The sequence below is a fragment of the Methylobacterium gregans genome (assembly GCF_022179245.1).
GTDB classification, from domain to species: Bacteria; Pseudomonadota; Alphaproteobacteria; order Rhizobiales; family Beijerinckiaceae; genus Methylobacterium; species Methylobacterium gregans.
Genome location: NZ_BPQM01000096.1, coordinates 20,248 through 36,322 on the forward strand (window position 1 = coordinate 20,248; position 16,075 = coordinate 36,322).

Annotated in this window: 15 protein-coding genes; 9 read left to right on the forward strand and 6 right to left on the reverse strand. The window is 71.7% G+C overall.

The window, feature by feature from the left end; genetic code table 11:
• Positions 1 to 8 precede the first annotated feature (8 nt).
• The 3 genes from MFF54_RS18655 (at position 9) to MFF54_RS18665 (ending at position 4,408) form a co-directional block, all read left to right on the forward strand.
• A complete protein-coding gene (locus MFF54_RS18655) occupies positions 9 to 1,679 on the forward strand; it encodes a methyl-accepting chemotaxis protein (protein WP_238304318.1) in 1,671 nt (556 codons plus the stop codon).
• A gap of 242 nt (positions 1,680 to 1,921) precedes the next feature.
• Positions 1,922 to 3,235, forward strand: a complete 1,314-nt coding sequence (gene hslU, locus MFF54_RS18660) for an ATP-dependent protease ATPase subunit HslU (protein ID WP_238304319.1) — start codon at positions 1,922 to 1,924, stop codon at positions 3,233 to 3,235.
• A 357-nt stretch (positions 3,236 to 3,592) separates the two neighbouring features.
• Positions 3,593 to 4,408 (forward strand): EamA family transporter, encoded by an 816-nt coding sequence (locus MFF54_RS18665; protein ID WP_238304330.1) that lies wholly within the window; start codon positions 3,593 to 3,595, stop codon positions 4,406 to 4,408.
• A gap of 26 nt (positions 4,409 to 4,434) precedes the next feature.
• On the opposite strand, the gene MFF54_RS18670 is transcribed toward MFF54_RS18665, so the two are convergent.
• From MFF54_RS18670 to MFF54_RS18690, 5 genes are all read right to left on the reverse strand, one after another.
• Positions 4,435 to 6,147 (reverse strand): methyl-accepting chemotaxis protein, encoded by a 1,713-nt coding sequence (locus MFF54_RS18670; RefSeq protein ID WP_238304320.1) that lies wholly within the window; start codon positions 6,145 to 6,147, stop codon positions 4,435 to 4,437.
• 147 nt (positions 6,148 to 6,294) lie between these two features.
• Positions 6,295 to 7,359: an MBL fold metallo-hydrolase gene (locus MFF54_RS18675; protein WP_238304321.1), complete on the reverse strand. Its 1,065-nt coding sequence runs from the start codon at positions 7,357 to 7,359 to the stop codon at positions 6,295 to 6,297.
• Between the two features lie 82 nt (positions 7,360 to 7,441).
• On the reverse strand, positions 7,442 to 7,678 hold the full coding sequence (locus MFF54_RS18680) for a DUF6894 family protein (RefSeq protein WP_238304322.1): 237 nt from the start codon (positions 7,676 to 7,678) through the stop codon (positions 7,442 to 7,444).
• A gap of 73 nt (positions 7,679 to 7,751) precedes the next feature.
• Positions 7,752 to 8,783 carry a Rieske 2Fe-2S domain-containing protein gene (locus MFF54_RS18685; RefSeq protein ID WP_238304331.1) on the reverse strand — a complete coding sequence of 344 codons (1,032 nt, stop codon included), beginning with the start codon at positions 8,781 to 8,783 and terminating at the stop codon, positions 7,752 to 7,754.
• A 414-nt stretch (positions 8,784 to 9,197) separates the two neighbouring features.
• A complete protein-coding gene (locus MFF54_RS18690; protein WP_238304323.1) occupies positions 9,198 to 9,821 on the reverse strand; it encodes an ATPase in 624 nt (207 codons plus the stop codon).
• Between the two features lie 292 nt (positions 9,822 to 10,113).
• Between MFF54_RS18690 and MFF54_RS18695 the strand changes: the two genes are divergently transcribed.
• The 4 genes from MFF54_RS18695 (at position 10,114) to rimM (ending at position 13,172) form a co-directional block, all read left to right on the forward strand.
• Positions 10,114 to 10,326 carry a glutathione S-transferase gene (locus MFF54_RS18695; RefSeq protein ID WP_238304324.1) on the forward strand — a complete coding sequence of 71 codons (213 nt, stop codon included), beginning with the start codon at positions 10,114 to 10,116 and terminating at the stop codon, positions 10,324 to 10,326.
• A 19-nt stretch (positions 10,327 to 10,345) separates the two neighbouring features.
• On the forward strand, positions 10,346 to 11,905 hold the full coding sequence (gene ffh / locus MFF54_RS18700) for a signal recognition particle protein (RefSeq protein ID WP_238304325.1): 1,560 nt from the start codon (positions 10,346 to 10,348) through the stop codon (positions 11,903 to 11,905).
• Between the two features lie 87 nt (positions 11,906 to 11,992).
• A complete protein-coding gene (gene rpsP, locus MFF54_RS18705; protein WP_142583687.1) occupies positions 11,993 to 12,355 on the forward strand; it encodes a 30S ribosomal protein S16 in 363 nt (120 codons plus the stop codon).
• Positions 12,356 to 12,506: 151 nt separating this feature from the next.
• Positions 12,507 to 13,172, forward strand: a complete 666-nt coding sequence (gene rimM / locus MFF54_RS18710) for a ribosome maturation factor RimM (RefSeq protein WP_238304326.1) — start codon at positions 12,507 to 12,509, stop codon at positions 13,170 to 13,172.
• A gap of 6 nt (positions 13,173 to 13,178) precedes the next feature.
• Here the strand turns inward: rimM and MFF54_RS18715 are convergent, their stop codons facing one another.
• On the reverse strand, positions 13,179 to 13,901 hold the full coding sequence (locus MFF54_RS18715) for a class I SAM-dependent methyltransferase (protein WP_238304327.1): 723 nt from the start codon (positions 13,899 to 13,901) through the stop codon (positions 13,179 to 13,181).
• A gap of 90 nt (positions 13,902 to 13,991) precedes the next feature.
• Between MFF54_RS18715 and trmD the strand changes: the two genes are divergently transcribed.
• Positions 13,992 to 14,705: a tRNA (guanosine(37)-N1)-methyltransferase TrmD gene (gene trmD, locus MFF54_RS18720; protein ID WP_370880175.1), complete on the forward strand. Its 714-nt coding sequence runs from the start codon at positions 13,992 to 13,994 to the stop codon at positions 14,703 to 14,705.
• 118 nt (positions 14,706 to 14,823) lie between these two features.
• A complete protein-coding gene (locus tag MFF54_RS18725) occupies positions 14,824 to 15,993 on the forward strand; it encodes a phosphoserine transaminase (protein ID WP_238304329.1) in 1,170 nt (389 codons plus the stop codon).
• The last annotated feature ends 82 nt before the right edge of the window (positions 15,994 to 16,075 follow it).

Genomic DNA, 16,075 nt, shown 5'->3' on the forward strand with positions numbered 1-16,075 from the left:
GGCACACCATGAAGATCGGAACCAAACTTCTCGGGCTCGTCGGGGGCTGCAGTGCCGTCACCCTTGTGGTGGCGGCGGTGAGCATCGGTTCGCTGCACACCCTCAACGAGGCCATCGGCGAGACGCGGTTCGCGGCCACGCGCGCGCTCAACGGCGCGAATCTCAACCGTCTCGCCTCCGAGGTCACGATGGACTCGCGCGGCGTCTACGCCTCGGCCGACCGCGCCGAGGCGAGGAAGTACGCGGACGGCATCACCCGGGGCCTCGCCGCGATGGACGCGCTGTTGAAGGCGTGGGCGCCGATCGTCGAGGCGAAGGACCGCGCCCTGTTCGAGGCCGTGTCCCACGATGCCGCGGCCTTCGCGCGCATGCGCGTCGAGATCGCCCGCGCCGGTACCGAGGACTCGCCGAAGGCTGCCGCGGCGCTTGGCTTCAACGAGGCCAACCAGGCCAACCGCCGCGCCTTCCAGGCCGGCATCACAGAGCTGGTCAAGCGCGGACGCGACGAGGTCGAGGCGATCGATGCGGCCACCGACGCGCTCTACAGCCAGCGCATGGCCCTGCTGCTCGCGCTGGCGCTCGGCGGCACGCTCGGCTGCCTCATCGTCGGAGGGCTGATCGGCCGCCGCCAGATCGCCCGGCCGCTCGCCGCGGTCTCGGACGCGATCCGGGCGCTCGCGGGCGGACGGCACGAGCTGCCGCCGGTCCGGCCGAGCCGCGACGAGATCGGCGCGATCTGGGCGAGCATGCAGGTCTTCGCGGACGCCATGCGCACCGCCGAATCCCTCCGGGCCGATCAGGCGCGGGCGGGCGCGGCGGCGCGCACCGCCCGGCAGGCCGAGATGGCGGCGCTGGCCGACCGGTTCGAGGGCAGCGTCGGCGAGCTGGTCCAACACTTGGCCGCCGCCGCGACCGAGATGGAGGCGACCGCCCGCAGCCTGACCACCACCGCCGAGGCGACGAGCCGACGCTCGGAGGCCGCCGCTTACCGCTCCGGCGAGACCGCGGGCAGCGTCGAGGCGGTCGCGGCGGCGACGCAGCAACTCGCCGCCAGCGCCAACGAGATCGGCGCCCAGGTGGCGCGCACGGCCGAGGCAGCCGCGGGCGCCGTCGCGGGCACGCGGCGCAGCCGCGAGCAGGTGGAGATCCTGGCCCGCAGCGCCGGCGGGATCGGCGAGGTGGTCGGCCTCATTGCCAGCATCGCGGGCCAGACGAACCTGCTGGCCTTGAACGCCACCATCGAGGCGGCGCGCGCGGGCGAGGCGGGGCGCGGCTTCGCGGTGGTGGCCAGCGAGGTCAAGGAACTCGCCGCCCAGACGGCGCGGGCCACCGACCAGATCACCGCCCAGATCGCCACGATCCAGGACGCGACCCGCGAGACCGTCTCGGCCATGGGGGAGATCGACGCGACCATCGGCGGTGTGCACCAGATCGCGCTCGGCGTCGCCGCCGCGGTGGAGGAGCAGCAGGCGGCCACCCGGGAGATCGCCCGCAGTGTCGCGGGCGCCGCCGAGAACACGCGCGCCGTCACCGGCAGCATGGCGGAGATGCGCGGCGACGCCCAGGCGGCGGGCGCCGGTGCCGCCCAGGTTCTGTCCGCGGCCGGCGAGCTGGCCCGCCGGGCGGGCGACCTCGGCGTCCAGGTCGACGGATTCGTCGCGGAGGTCCGGGCCGCCTGAGCCGCAAGGTCCCGGTTTCGAAAGGCCTGAGGCCTTTCTCGGGTCCAGGGCGAAGCTCTGCAATGGAGCCTCCGGCCCGGCGTAGCCGGGCCGGAGGCTCCAACCCTGGGCTGCGCGTCCCGCGACCTGCGCCGAGGGCCCGAGGCCCTTCGGGATCCCGTGTTGCCCTTGCGTCGGAGGCGCCGAGTCCCCATTCCGAGCTCTGCCGCACACGAGGACGAGCGCCGAGGCAGCCCAGGGCGATGACCACGTTTTCCCCCCGCGAGATCGTTTCCGAACTCGACCGCTTCATCGTCGGCCAGCACGAGGCGAAGCGCGCCGTCGCGATCGCCCTCCGCAACCGCTGGCGCCGTCAGCAGCTCACCGGGCCGCTGCGCGAGGAGGTGGCGCCCAAGAACATCCTGATGATCGGCCCAACCGGCTGCGGCAAGACCGAGATCGCCCGCCGCCTCGCCCGGCTCGCCAACGCGCCCTTCCTGAAGGTCGAGGCCACCAAGTTCACCGAAGTCGGTTATGTCGGCCGCGACGTGGAGCAGATCGTGCGCGACCTCGTCGAGGTAGCCATCGGCCTGACCCGCGAGGAGAAGCGCAAGTCCGTCCGCGCCAAGGCCGAGGCCGCCGCGGAGGCGCGCATCCTCGACGCTCTCGTCGGTCCCACCGCGAGCCCTGCCACCCGCGACAGCTTCCGGAAGAAGCTCCGCGACGGCCAGCTCGACGACAAGGAGGTCGAGCTGGAACTGACCTCCGGCGGCCCGGCCGGCGTGCCGATGTTCGAGATCCCGGGCATGCCCGGCGCCTCGATGGGGGCGATCAATATCGGCGACATGCTCGGCAAGGCGCTTGGCGGTCAGCGCGGCAAGCCGCGCCGCATCACCGTACGGGACGCCCATGCGCCGCTTCTCGCCGAGGAGAGCGACAAGCTCGTGGACGACGAGGCGCTGGTGCGCGAGGCGATCCGCGAGGTGGAGGACAACGGCATCGTCTTCCTCGACGAGATCGACAAGATCTGCGCCCGCGAGGGCCGCTCCTCGGCCGACGTCTCCCGCGAGGGTGTGCAGCGGGACCTCCTGCCCTTGATCGAGGGCACCACGGTCGCGACGAAGCACGGACCGGTGAAGACCGACCACGTCCTGTTCATCGCGTCCGGCGCCTTTCACGTTTCCAAGCCCGCCGACCTGCTGCCGGAACTTCAGGGCCGGCTGCCGATCCGCGTCGAGCTGCAGCCGCTCACCGTCGAGGACTTCAAGCAGATCCTTACCGCCACCGAGGCGAGCCTCCTCAAGCAGACGGTCGCCCTAATGGAGACCGAGGGCGTGACGCTGACCTTCTCGGAGGACGCGGTCGACGCGCTCGCCCGCGTCGCCGTCGAGGTGAACGGCTCGGTCGAGAACATCGGCGCCCGCCGTCTGCAGACGGTGCTGGAGCGGGTGATCGACGAGATCTCGTTCACGGCGACCGACCGCTCCGGCGAGACGGTCCCGATCGACGCGGCCTACGTGCGGGCGCGGGTGGAGAGCCTCGCGGCGAACGCGGATCTGAGCCGGTTCATCCTGTAGCGCGCCGACGCGCCCTCTCGCTACCGGCAGGCTATTGGATGACGGCATGCGCTGTCCGGTTCGCACTGGATCCGCGGCGCGCTCCCTCTCCCATAGGGAAAGGTCTGCTTTCGCAGAAAGCGGGGTGAGGGGTATGACCTCACAGACCTGAGCACGGCATCGACGCGCGTTTCGCGCTGCGTATTTTTGCGGCAGCCGCATACCCTCCACCTTGTCCCTCGCCCTATGGGAGAGGGGATCCGCCCATTCCGGCAGGTCGGCGCAAGCTGTTTGCCTCCGAGAGTACGCGTCCCCGTGACGACCGATTTCCGCCCTGCCGGCAGCCCGCTCCTGCCCGTGGCCGCGCTCGTCGCCGGCATGGTCTCGCTTCAGAGTGGGGCCGCGCTTGCCAAGACCCTGTTCCCCGTGGTGGGCGCTTCCGGCGTCTCGGCGCTGCGCGTCGGCTTCTCGGCCCTGATCCTGCTCGCCGTCTGGCGGCCCTGGCGGCGCAGCCTGCCCATGCGCGATGCCGGCTGGATCCTGCTTTACGGGGTCGCGCTCGGCCTGATGAACCTGCTCTTCTACCGCGCCCTGCTCACCATCCCGCTGGGGCCTGCGGTCGCGATCGAGTTCGCGGGACCGCTCACGGTCGCGCTCTCCGCCTCGCGGCGCCTCTTCGACGTCGCTTGGATCGGTCTTGCGGTGCTTGGGCTCGGCCTGCTGCTTCCGCTGGGCGGTGCGGGCGCGCTCGATCCGGTCGGCGTCGCCTACGCGCTCGGGGCGGCCCTCGCCTGGGCCCTCTACATCCTGTTCGGTCAGCGCGCGGGCCGCGCCCATGGCGGGCAGGCGGTCTCGCTCGGCATGCTGACGGCGGCTCTGGTGATTGCCCCCTTCGGTCTCGCGGAGGCGGGCACCGCCCTGTTCGAACCCGCGACTCTGGCGAGCGGGCTCGTCGTCGCGGTGATGTCGAGCGCGCTCCCCTATTCGCTGGAGATGGTGGCGCTGCGCCGGCTCGACCGGCAGGTCTTCGGGGTCATGATGAGCGTCGAGCCGGCGATCGCGTCGCTGGCCGCGATGGCGATCCTCGGTGAGCGCCTCGGACCGGTCCAGTGGTTCGCGATCGCCTGCGTGATCGTCGCTTCGGTCGGCATCACGGCGCGGAGTCGACCCCGGCCCGCGCCGGGCGCGCCCTGAGGGCGTCGCCCAGGCGCCGTCCCCGATCAGGCCGCAACCGCGGCGAGGAAACGGCCGATCTCAGCTTCGAGACCTGCCGCGACGGTCTCGACGGAGCTCGCCGCCTGCTCCACCGCGGCCGCCGCCTCGGCGGTCTGCCGGGCCGCGTCCGAGACCGTGTCGAGCTCGCGGGCGATCGCCGCGCTGGTGCCTGCGGTCTCGCCGACGCTGCGGGCGATCTCGCCGGTGGCCGCGCCCTGCGCCAGGATCGCACCGGCGATGTCGGCGGTCGCGACGCCGATCGCCCCCATCCGGGTCGTCATCCGGCCGATCGCCTCGACGGCGCTGCCGGTCGCACCCTGGACGCGGCCCACCTGGGCGGCGATCTCTTCGGTGGCCCGCGCCGTCTGGTTGGCGAGTTCCTTGACCTCGGCCGCCACCACCGCGAAGCCCCGCCCCGCCTCGCCGGCGCGGGCCGCCTCGATCGTGGCGTTGAGCGCCAGCAGGTTCGTCTGGCCCGCGATCTGCGAGATCAGCGCCACCACGTCGCCGATGCGGGCGGCGGAATTGGCGAGCTCGCCCACTTGTGCCTCGGTGGCGGCGGCCTCCTGGATTGTGCCCGAAACCTCGGTCTCGGCACGGTCGAGCCGGTCGCGGATCTCGGTCACGGAGGCCGACAGCTCCTCGGCAGCGCTCGCCACGCCCTGGATCGTGCCGGCGGTCTCGCGCGAGCCCGCGAGCGCTCCCTCAACCGCGCCGCGCGCCTCGCCTGAGGACGCGCTCATCGCGGCGGCGCGCTGGCGCAGTTCGGAGGTCCGGGCATCGACAGCGCGCAGCGCCTCGGCGACGGCGCTGCGGAAGCGCTCGACCTCGGCGTCGACCCGCAGGCGCCGGGCGCGCTCGCCCGCCCCGCTCGCGCTCTGCTCCGCCTCCAGCGCGCGGGCGCGCTGGCTAACGTCACGCAGGGTCGCCAGCGCCCGGGCGACGGCGCCGATCTCGTCCCGGCGCTCCCGGCTCGGGATCTCCCCATCGAGATCACCCGCCGCCAAGGCCTCCGTACGGTTCGCGATGGCCTGGAGGGGGCGGAACATCCGCAGGCCCACCGGCACCATGATCAGGAGGGCGACGAGCGTGACCAGGCTGGCGGCGACGGCCGTGGTGCTCAGGGTCGCCGCGTAGCGCGCGAGGTAGCGCTCGATCGGGATGCCGACGTAGAGCAGCCCATTGACTTTGCCGGCGGCGTCGAAGGTCGGGTGGTAGACCGTGTAGTACGGCTGGCCGAACAGCGTCACGGTGCCGGCAAAGGGCCGACCGGCCCGGACGCTCGCCTGCGCGGCATGGTCGGATGCCAGTGCCGTCCCCACGGCGCGGGCGCCTGCCTCGGTGCGCACGTTGGTGATCCGCCGCACGAAGCGATCGGTCGCGTGTTCGTAGGCGAAGACCGTGGCGGTGCCGCCGACATAGGCCGTCACATCGTCCACCACCGACAGGTCGGCGAGAGCGCCGAGATCCGGCGCGGTCACGCGGTCGAGCCTCGACCCGTCGAGCGCCGCGACGGTGCCCGGCACGCGGCCGGCGAGCACCAGGGCGAGCGTGCGGATATGCGTGCCGCCCTCCTCTTCCTGCGCCGCCTCGACCTGCCGCCACAGGCTGTGGCTCGTGGCTGTGAGCAGCGCCCCGATGGTGAGCAGTATCGCCGCACCGGCGAGCAGGATGACCTTCGCGGTAAGGCTGCGCAGCCGTTGGGACGACGATGTCATGAGAAACCTGTTTCTCGGCAGGCGGCGGCGCCCGCCTAGAGCGCCGCGTGGAACGGAACAGTGCCGGCCGAAGGAATAGGTCCGCGCCGTTAAAATTCGGTGGTGTATCGAATGATATGCAACCTGTAGTATAATTCCGCACGATTCTCAGGTGGGCATCCAGACCTGTCCGGGCCGCAGGGCGAGGAAGCGGTCGCGCGGGAGACCGGCCGCGTCGAGGGCCGCGTCCAGCGCCTCGGCGGGGCGCTCGACGCCCTCGTCGGTGAGCCGGAAGGTGCCCCAATGGTGGCCGAGGGCCTGGGCCGCACCGAGGAGCCCGAGAGCCGTGACTGCGTCCTCCGGGTTCATGTGCTGGGGCTTCATGAACCAGCGCGGCTCGTAGGCACCGATCGGCAGGGTGGCCAGGTTGGGTGGGCCGAAGCGCTCGGCGACCGCCCGGAAGATCGCGCCGTCGCCGAGGCCGGTATCACCGACATGATAGTGCACGCCCTCAACCGAAGTGAGCACGAAGGCACACCAGAGGGCCATGCGCCGGTCGTTGACGCCGCGCGCCGACCAGTGATTGGCCGGCGTGAGATGGACGGCGAGGTCTCCGCCGAGATCCACCGTCTCGCCCCAGTTGCGGGTCTCGACCATCATTGAATCGTCGTAGCCGCGCAGGATCACGTCGTTGCCGAGCGGTGCGACGATCGTCGGCTGGTGGTCCTGCCAGAGCCGAGCGACGGTCGGTCCCTCAAGATGGTCGTAGTGGTTGTGGGTGATCAACACCGCGTCGATCGGCGGCAGGTCGGCGTAGGCGATGCCTGGCGGGTTCACCCGCTTCGGCCCCGCAAAGCGCAGCGGGCTCGCACGTTTGCCGAAGACCGGGTCGATCAGGATGTTCCGACCGGCCACCTGCACGAGGTAGCTGGCATGCCCGATCAGCACGACCCGCAGGGCGTCCACGCGCTCCGGCGGCTTGTCCGCCGGGAAGGGGCTGGGGACATGGGTCGGCCAGCGCTCGCCCTTGCGGGTGAGCTGCCAGCGGATCACTTCGGAGAGGTCCTTGTCGGCGCCCTGCTCGGGGCTGTGGAAGCGCAGGCCGTCGAAATTCTCGCTCTTCGGCCCGTCGTAGTAGGGATTTCTGGAGCGCCGGTGCGCGGCGTAGCCAACGCCCCCGAGGGTCATCACCGTGGCCGCGCTGGCGACCGTGAGCAGGCTGCGCCGTTTCATGCACCCGGAGATGGCCGGGCGCGTCGCACCGTCAAGCGTTCGGGTCGCGCGTGCCGCAGGGCGGCCGGCTCGAAGGGCTGCGCTACTCCGCGGCCTCGACTGCGAGCGACAGCCGTGCCCGGTAGACCACGGCGCCGCCGATGTCGCGCACGCAGGCGACGAAGTCCTGGCGCTCGACATCCGGCAGCATGTCGCGCACGATCGCCGACATGATGCGGGTAACCTTGCCGCGGGCGGCATCGAGGTCCGGCAGATCGAAGCCGACCTCGTCGCGCACCGGCTGGGCCCCGTCGTGCAGGTCGATGAAGTAGCGGGGCATCGGGGCTCGCGGGGCTCGGGGTCGTTCGGCCACAGCTAACCGTTTTATGGTTAACGAACCCTTGCCGGCGCCCTCACGAACGCCAGCGGAGCACCCGCCGCTCCAGCGGGTTGACGAAGGCGCGGCCAGCGCGGGCCGCCTCCAGAGCCTCGCGCTTCAGGCGGAAGTACCATTGCGAAGGCAGATCCCCGTCGCCGAGCAGCACCATGGTGGGCTTGCGGTCGAGCCCCGCTTGCGCGTGCTGGAGCACCTGCTGGTCCTGCGTCAGAAACTGGCGCATCAGCGGCCGGGCGATCGGCTTCAGGAGGTTCAGCGCCGGCATGCTCCAGTAGAGCGCGTTGGTGAGCATGGTCCTGTTCTCGGAGAGCGGTGTCGCGAAGGTGTAGTTCGCCACGCGCTTCAGGCCTGCCCTGATGCGCTCCAGGCGGACTCCCGGCAGCCGGAACTCGATCTCCACCTCCGGGACGCCGCCGAGAAGGCGGTAGACGGGTGAGCTCTTCGTGGTGGCGTGGCTCGTCATGACGAAGCCGTGCTCGACCGGCTGGAAGGTCTTCACCTTCTCGCGCAGCTCCTTCGAGGGCCGGAACCACCAGGAATCGTGCACGAAGGCGACGTGGCCCGGATCGACGAGGCTCAAGGTCGTGAGGTCGAACGAGGCCTCGACCTCCAGTTCCACCACGAGCGAGCCCGCGGGCTCGAAATCCAGCTCCGGCAGGGCGGGCGCCGCCCCGCTTGCCTGCGGGGTCGGGTTGACCCAGACGAAGCCCGCGCTCTCCCGCACGGGGAAACGCTGAACGGCGATGCGCGAGAAGTCGGCGGCGTCGTGCGTCGAGAGCGTCGGAACCTCTCGGCAATGCCCGTCCGTGCCGAAGCGCCAGCCGTGGAAGGGGCACATCAGGGTCTGCCCGTCGAAGCGCCCCTTCGACAGGGCCATGCCCCGGTGCGGGCAGCGGTCGCGCAGCGCGAAAGGTGCGCCGTTCGGTCCGCGGCCGATCACGATCTGCTCGCCGTTGAGCGAGACCGCCCGCATGGCCTTCCCGCCACCGCCGCGGAGCGCAGCGGATTGCCCGACACAGTACCACGCATCCGGCAGGGGCTGGCGCATGGCGGCCGGGTCGAGGGCGTCGTCGGAACGCCCGTGGGGCAGCGGGGAGACGGACAAGGGGGATACGGGGCTGACGTGGCGGCGGAAGGGCCCTGATACGCCGCCGCGCCGGGGCACGGAAGCCCGACCGCGCTGTCTGCTGCATTGCGGCGAGAGGGCGCAGCCGGCGGTCTTCACAAGCCGGTTCGGCACACCTACCTTGGGTCCACCCGCAACCAACGAAAGGAGGTGATCCAGTGTCTCATTGTCATCAGCCGCGCACTTCGGCTTCCCGGACCTGGACCGTCGCCTCCGGCGCCTGCCTCTAAAGGCGTCTGAGCTCCGACATCGGACCAGTTTCGGCCGAACCGCGGTTCGGCAATGGAAGGGCCGCCCTCTGGGCGGCCCTTCGACTTTTTGGGTGCCGGGATCGGCTCAGCGCCGAGACTGGAACAGCGGTTGGGCCAGGGCCTCGGCTCGCGCCCGCCACAGTTCACCTTCCGCGCGCGCGGTGTCGCGTTCGGCTTCGAACCGTGCAATCTCGGCCTGGGCGGCGTCGCGCTCGGCCGTGGCCCGATCCCGCTCGCGCCGCAGTGCGTCGCGCTCGGCTTCGTGGCGCCCCTGCTCCGCCCGCAGGCCGTCGCACTCGGCGAGGATCCGGTCGCGCTCGGCCCGGAAGCTCTCCAGCAGTCCGACCTCTTCCTGCACATGGCTGCGCAGGGCCCGGATCTCCTCCGCAAGCTTTGCCTTCAGCGCATCCTGCCGGTCGGTTTCGAGGTCGAGCTTGGCCTTCAGCATCAGGTTCTCGGCCATCAGCTCGGCGAGGTCCGGATCCTCCGCTCGGGGGGCGCGTGCCTCGACGATGCGGGGGCTCCAGCTCGGCTCCGCGCGAGCGGCCTCGGTACGGGCTGTCTGGCGAGCTGGCTCGGCCGGGCTCTCGGTGACCGAAGCAGAGGCGGGAGCGTGCGCCTTCATGGCCGCGAGCCAGTCGCGCAAGGGGCCGGAGGCGGGCCGAGAGCCGGTGTCGGTCGACGGGTATTGGCGGGCGGGTTCCGACATCGGCTGGGTCATCCTGTTCGGGATGGCCTCATCCAAGCCCGAACATGCTTAACAAGCCGTAAAGCTTAACGACTCCTCGGCGTCCTGCCCCGGTACCCGTCCCGTCGCGGGCTCTCCGGCTTGACTTCCCGGGGCCGCCCGGTTACCGCCCCGGACCCGTCCGACGAATGTCGTCGACACCGAAGCCGACCGGCCCGCGAGGCCGGAGGCCAACGCCCGACAGCGCGTGTGCGCCCTCGGGCGCCCTTGGTGCTGGCGACAGGTATCGGGCCATCCGAGAGTTGTTCGTGCCATGCCGACCGAGCGCCTGAACATCGAGGACGCGATCAACGAGATCTGCCCGTGGTCGGGCAAGCCGATCTCGGCGGACGCGCTCACCCTCTACAACGGCGCCGTGGTCGGCTTCTGCAATCCTGAGTGCCGGGACAAGTTCGCCCGCGCGATCCAGGCCTTCGAGGCCGACCTCCAGGCCCGCCGCGTCGAGCGGGCCGGGCTGCACCAGTAAGCGGGACGCGTAGAGCCGCATGTTCGAAGGTCTCTCCGACCGCCTCTCCGGCATCCTCTCGGGCCTCACCCGCCGGGGCGCCCTGACTGAGGCCGACGTCACCGCCGCCATGCGCGAGGTGCGCCGGGCCCTGCTGGAGGCCGACGTCGCGCTGGAAGTGGTGCGCGGCTTCACGGACCGGGTCCGCGAGAAGGCGGTCGGCGCCGTCGTGCTCAAGTCCGTGACGCCCGGCCAGATGGTCGTGAAGATCGTCAACGACGAGCTCGTGGCGATGCTCGGCACCGACGCCGAGACGGTCGACCTCAACGCCCCCGCCCCCGTGCCGATCCTGATGGTCGGCCTGCAGGGCTCGGGCAAGACCACGACCACCGCCAAGATCGCCCGGCGCCTCACCGAGCGCGAGCGGCGCAAGGTGCTCCTCGCCTCTCTCGACACGCGCCGCCCGGCCGCGATGGAGCAGCTCGCGGTGCTGGCCAAGCAGGTCGGCGTCGAGTCGCTGCCGATCGTGGCCGGCCAGTCGGCGGTGCAGATCGCCAAGCGCGCCATGGACGCGGCGCGGCTCGGCGGCTTCGACGTGGTGATGCTCGACACCGCCGGCCGCACCACGGTGGACGAGGCCCTGATGGCCGAGGCCGCCGAGGTGAAGGCCGCGACCCGGCCGCACGAGGTGCTGCTGGTGGCCGACGCGCTCACCGGCCAGGACGCGGTCAACACCGCCCGCGCCTTCGATGAGCGGCTCGGCGTCACCGGTATCGTGCTCACCCGGATGGACGGCGATTCGCGCGGCGGCGCGGCGCTCTCGATGCGCGCCGTCACCGGCAAGCCGATCAAGCTCGTCGGCGTCGGCGAGAAGGTCGATGCGCTGGAGGAGTTCCATCCGGCGCGCGTGGCCAACCGCATCCTCGGCATGGGCGACATCGTCTCCCTCGTCGAGAAGGCGGCGGAGACGATCGACGCCGAGCAGGCGATGCGCACCGCCGAGAAGATGCGCAAGGGCAAGTTCGACCTCGAGGACCTGTCCCAGCAACTCGCCCAGATGGAGAAGATGGGCGGCATCGGCGGCCTGATGGGCATGCTGCCCGGCATGGGTCAGATCAAGAAGCAGGTCGAGGGCGCCAACCTCGACGAGAAGATGTTCAAGCGCCAGCGCGCGATCATTTCCTCGATGACGCCCCAGGAGCGAAAGAATCCCGACCTCCTGAAGAACTCCCGCAAGAAACGCATCGCGGCGGGGTCCGGCGTGAAGGTCGAGGAGATCAACAAGCTCCTCAAGATGCACCGCACCATGGCCGACATGATGAAGGCGATGGGCTCGGGCAAGCGCGGCATCGGCCAGGCGATCGGCAACATGTTCGGTCTTGGCGGCGGCATGCCCGGCGGCATGCCGGGCCTGCCCCCGGGCATGCCGGAGCCCACGCCCGAGCAGATCGCGGCGCTGGAGAAGCAGTTCGGCGGCAAGCTGCCGCCCATGCCGCCGGGACTCGGCGGTGGAAAGATGCCGGGCCTTCCGGGGCTCGGCGGGCCGAAGATGCCGGGGCTTCCCGGTCTCGGTGGATTCCCGTTCGGGAAAAAGAAGTAGGCGAATAGGGAGTAGCGAATAGCTAATAGGGGCTCCTTTATTCGCTACTCACTACTCGCTATTCGCTCAGATCATCAGGAGAAAACCATGTCCCTCAAGATCCGTCTCACCCGTGGCGGCGCCAAGAAGCGCCCGTATTACCGCATCGTCGTCGCCGACGCCCGCGCCCCGCGCGACGGCCGCTTCATCGAGAAGGTCGGCGCCTACGACCCGATGAAGGCCAAGGACGATCCGGCCCGCATCGTGCTCGACACCGAGAAGGTCCAGGCCTGGCTCGCCAAGGGCGCCCAGCCGACCGACCGCGTCCTGCGCTTCCTCGACGCCGCCGGCCTCGCCAAGCGCCCGGCCCGCAACAACCCGCAGAAGGCCGAGCCCGGCGACAAGGCCAAGGAGCGCGCTGCCAAGCGCGCCGAGAAGGCCGCCGCTCCGGCCGAGGACGCCGCAGCCTAAGACGCTGGCCTAAGGGCTTGCGCCTCAGCCCCTCCCCGTTATGGGGAGGGGACGGAGCGAGGGCGGTACCGGAGGGTGCGCAGCGCGCGCCGGGTCACCGCCCTCCTCTCGCGCCGCGTACCGGCGCCCGTATCGAAGGACAGAGCCCCGCATGGCCCGTCGTCCCGGATCTCATACGCACGGCGACGGCGCGCGACGCTCGGGCCGTCTCGATCCGGCCGCGGTGACCTCCGCCCGCAGGGCGCCTGCCCCGAAGCCCGCCTCGCACGATCCCGACCTCGTCCTGCTCGGCGAGTTCGGCCGCCCGCACGGTCTGAACGGCGAGATCCGGCTGAAATCCTATACCGGCGACCCCCTCGCCATCGCGGGCTACGGCCCCTTGCGCACTTCGGACGGCCGCAACCTCGAACTCCTCGACGCGCGCCCCGCCCCCGGTGCCGCCTCCGACATTCTGCTCTGCCGCGTGAAGGGCGTGGCCGACCGCACCGGCGCCGAAGCGCTGAACCGGGTCACCCTCGCCGTCGCGCGTGAAAAACTCGGCGCGCCGGAGGAGGACGAGTTCTTCCTCGCTGACCTGATCGGGCTCGCCGTGGTGGACTCGGACGGCGCCCGGCTCGGCAGCATCGTGGCGGTGCCGAACTACGGCGGCGGCGATCTCTTGGAGATCCGCTCCGAGCAGGGCGGCCCGACTGCCCTCCTGCCCTTCACCAAGGCCTTCGTGCCGACCCTCGACATCGCGAACGGCCGCGTCGTCGCGGCGCTGCCCGAGGACTTTTTCGCGCCGCCCGGCGAGAAGCCCGCCGACGAGCCGGCCTGAAGCCGCTCAGCGGCCCTCGCGCGTCGCCGTGTCGGCGCAGGGCCGGATGCTGGCGGGATCCGGCCGCCGCTCCGGCGCGGGCGCCTCGAAGGTCGCCAGATAGGTGCCGTCCTTCAGCCAGGCGAAGCCGGTCTCACGGTAGCCCGCGGCCGCGAGCTCGCAGCGCAGCAGCGCCGGCGGCGTGCCGTGGCGGGCCGGCACCGCGTCGGCGTCGAGGATGCCGACCCGGCCGCCGGGCTTCATCGCGGCGGCGAGGTTGTGCAGCAGCCCGAAGGGCTGGACGATCTCGTGGTACATATGGACGAGGATCGCCGCATCGACCGAGGCCGGCGGCAGGCGCGGGTCGTGCGGCTCGCCCCGCACCACCGTGACGTTCGGGAGATCGCGGACCCGCTTCTCCAGGGCGGCGAGGTAGCTCGGCGTCACGTCCTCGGCCAAGACCCGGCCCCCCGGACCGACCAGCGGGCTCAGCCGCACCACGTAGTAGCCGCTGCCTGCGCCGATATCGGCCACCGTCTCGCCGGGCGCCACCCGGAGCAGGCGCGCCACCTCGGCGAACTCGCCGTTCCGGTCCCGCTGGCTCTCGGGGGTCCATTGCGGCGCCACGATCTCGGCGACCGGCCGGTCCGGTTTCGGGAAGGCGGAGGCCGGCGCGCCCGGGGGCGCGAGCGGTTCGGCGGCCTGGGCCGCGGCGGTGAGGGCGAGAAGGAGGAGAGCGGCGCGGATCATCGGGCGGGCAACGCCGGCCCCCACGGACCCGTTGCGACCCGCGCCCGATTGACCCCGCCCCGAGGCCCCGCCATCACCTCCGGCATGTCGATGTCGTCCCGGCCCTGGCGGGCCACGATCCTCACCCTCTACTCGGAGATGTTCCCGGGCCCGCTCGGGATCTCGCTCTCGGGCGATGCGCTGGCCCGCGGCGACTGGACCTGCGAGGTCCGCAACATCCGCGCCCACGGGATCGGACGCCACCGGAACGTGGACGACACCCCGGCCGGCGGGGGGGCCGGCATGGTCCTGCGCTGCGACGTGCTGGCGGCGGCGATCGACGCCGCGGCGGAGCCGGACGATCCGCGCCCGCGCCTGCTGATGTCGCCCCGCGGCCGCCCGCTGACGCAGGCGCGCGTGCGGGCGCTGGCGGAGGGGCCGGGCGCGCTCGTCGTCTGCGGCCGTTTCGAGGGCGTGGACGAGCGGGTCATCGCGGGCCGCGGCCTGGAGGAGGTCTCGATCGGCGACTACGTGCTGTCGGGGGGCGAGATCGCCGCGCTGACGCTCCTCGACGCCTGCGTGCGCCTGCTGCCGGGCGTGATGGGCAAGGCGGCCTCCGGCGAGGAGGAGAGCTTCGAGGGCGGCTTGCTCGAATACCCGCACTACACCCGTCCGCGGGACTGGGAGGGACGAACGATCCCGGACGTGCTGAACAGCGGCAACCACGGCGCCGTCGCCCGCTGGCGCCGGGAGCAGGCCGAGCGGCTCACCGCGGAGCGACGGCCGGATCTGCTGGCGGAGCGCGTGCCGCGGCAGGCACGCTGACGACGGGCATATCCCTGTTGCGGGCAACCCCCTTGCACGCGACCGCGACTCGGCGCACAGGCACCGGCTCGATTCGCCCCCAAGCGTCGCGGCGAATCCGACTGCCAGGATGATGCCGATGTCCGACCGTCCCGCCGCCCGTCCGCGCGTGCCGAACTTCTCGTCCGGCCCCTGCGCCAAGCGCCCCGGCTGGCAGCTCCAGGCTCTCTCGGACGCCGCGCTCGGCCGCTCGCACCGCTCGGCCCTCGGCAAGGCGAAGCTGAAGGAGGCGATCGACCGCACCCGCGCGGTGCTGCGGGTGCCGGCGGATTACCGCATCGGCATCGTGCCGGCCTCCGACACCGGCGCGGTCGAGATGGCCATGTGGACCATGCTGGGCGAGCGGACCGTCGAGGTCGCGGCCTGGGAAGCGTTCGGCCTCGAATGGGTCACCGACGCCCTCTCCGAGCTGAAGATCAGCCCGCGCATCCACAAGGCCCCCTACGGCACCCTGCCTGATCTCTCGGCCATCGACACGAAGCACAACGACGTCGTCTTCACCTGGAACGGCACCGCCGCCGGCGTGAAGGTGCCGAACGGCGACTGGATCGCGGCCGACCGCGAGGGCATCACGATCTGCGACGCCACCTCGGCGGCCTTCGCTCAAGCCCTCGCCTGGGACAAGATCGACGTGCTCACCTTCTCCTGGCAGAAGGTGATGGGCGGCGAGGCCGCGCACGGCATGCTGATCCTCTCCCCCCGCGCCGTGGCGCGCCTGGAGAGCCACACCCCCGCCTGGCCGGTGCCGAAGGTGTTCCGCCTCACCAAGGGCGGCAAGCTGATCGAGGGCATCTTCCGGGGCGACACCATCAACACGCCCTCGATGCTCGCGGTCGAGGACTACATCGACACCCTGCGCTGGGCCGAATCGATCGGCGGTCTGGACGCGCTCCACGCCCGGGCCGACGCCAACGCCGCCGCGGTCCATGCCTGGGTGGCGCGCACGCCCTGGATCGGTCACCTCGCGGTCGATCCGTCCACCTACTCGAACACCGGCGTCTGCCTCGTGATCGCCGATCCGGACGTGCTGGCCAAGGGCGACGCGGCGGTGGCGGCCGTGGCCTCGGGCATCGTCGAGCGGCTGGAAGCCGAGGGCGTGGCCCTCGACATCGGCGCCTACCGCGACGCGCCCGCGGGCCTGCGTCTCTGGTGCGGCGCCACCGTCGAGACCGCCGATCTCGAAGCGCTCTTCCCCTGGCTCGACTGGGCCTTCGCCCAGGAGAAGGCGAAGCTCGCCCGCGCGGCGTGACGCGCCCGCAGGGCTCTGCCCTGCACCCGCCAATGGTCCCGGACCTTCGGGATCCGGGACCATCCGGCCATGGAAAAGGGGC

Excerpts from the sequence above, each read along its gene's own strand:
- MFF54_RS18655 (WP_238304318.1), top strand. The coding sequence starts at position 9 with ATGAAGATCGGAACCAAACTTCTCGGGCTCGTCGGGGGCTGCAGTGCC.
- hslU (WP_238304319.1), top strand. The coding sequence starts at position 1,922 with ATGACCACGTTTTCCCCCCGCGAGATCGTTTCCGAACTCGACCGCTTC.
- MFF54_RS18665 (WP_238304330.1), top strand. The coding sequence starts at position 3,593 with ATGGTCTCGCTTCAGAGTGGGGCCGCGCTTGCCAAGACCCTGTTCCCC.
- MFF54_RS18670 (WP_238304320.1), bottom strand. The coding sequence starts at position 6,147 with ATGACATCGTCGTCCCAACGGCTGCGCAGCCTTACCGCGAAGGTCATC.
- MFF54_RS18675 (WP_238304321.1), bottom strand. The coding sequence starts at position 7,359 with ATGAAACGGCGCAGCCTGCTCACGGTCGCCAGCGCGGCCACGGTGATG.
- MFF54_RS18680 (WP_238304322.1), bottom strand. The coding sequence starts at position 7,678 with ATGCCCCGCTACTTCATCGACCTGCACGACGGGGCCCAGCCGGTGCGC.
- MFF54_RS18685 (WP_238304331.1), bottom strand. The coding sequence starts at position 8,783 with ATGCGCCAGCCCCTGCCGGATGCGTGGTACTGTGTCGGGCAATCCGCT.
- MFF54_RS18690 (WP_238304323.1), bottom strand. The coding sequence starts at position 9,821 with ATGTCGGAACCCGCCCGCCAATACCCGTCGACCGACACCGGCTCTCGG.
- MFF54_RS18695 (WP_238304324.1), top strand. The coding sequence starts at position 10,114 with ATGCCGACCGAGCGCCTGAACATCGAGGACGCGATCAACGAGATCTGC.
- ffh (WP_238304325.1), top strand. The coding sequence starts at position 10,346 with ATGTTCGAAGGTCTCTCCGACCGCCTCTCCGGCATCCTCTCGGGCCTC.
- rpsP (WP_142583687.1), top strand. The coding sequence starts at position 11,993 with ATGTCCCTCAAGATCCGTCTCACCCGTGGCGGCGCCAAGAAGCGCCCG.
- rimM (WP_238304326.1), top strand. The coding sequence starts at position 12,507 with ATGGCCCGTCGTCCCGGATCTCATACGCACGGCGACGGCGCGCGACGC.
- MFF54_RS18715 (WP_238304327.1), bottom strand. The coding sequence starts at position 13,901 with ATGATCCGCGCCGCTCTCCTCCTTCTCGCCCTCACCGCCGCGGCCCAG.
- trmD (WP_370880175.1), top strand. The coding sequence starts at position 13,992 with ATGTCGTCCCGGCCCTGGCGGGCCACGATCCTCACCCTCTACTCGGAG.
- MFF54_RS18725 (WP_238304329.1), top strand. The coding sequence starts at position 14,824 with ATGTCCGACCGTCCCGCCGCCCGTCCGCGCGTGCCGAACTTCTCGTCC.